A 235-nucleotide genomic window follows, 5' to 3' on the forward strand; every position below is an offset into this window, starting at 1 on the left:
GCAAGCCGGACATCTTCAACACCGACCAGGGCTCGCAGTTCACCGGACAGGCTTTTACCGGCGTGCTCGCCGACAACGGCATCGCGATCAGCATGGACGGCAAGGGCGCATGGCGGGACAACGTGTTCGTCGAACGCCTCTGGCGCAGCATCAAATATGAAGAGGTGTACCTGCGGGCCTATGACAGCGTCAGCGAGGCCCGCAGCTCGATCGGCCGATATCTCGACTTCTATAA

Annotated in this window: 1 pseudogene; it reads left to right on the forward strand. The window is 60.4% G+C overall.

The annotated features are described in order from the left end of the window. Positions 1-235 (forward strand): annotated as a pseudogene (locus C7G61_RS43715) (integrase core domain-containing protein); the annotation flags it as partial.

The organism is Bradyrhizobium algeriense, assembly GCF_003062295.1.
In the GTDB taxonomy this organism is placed as follows: Bacteria; Pseudomonadota; Alphaproteobacteria; order Rhizobiales; family Xanthobacteraceae; genus Bradyrhizobium; species Bradyrhizobium algeriense.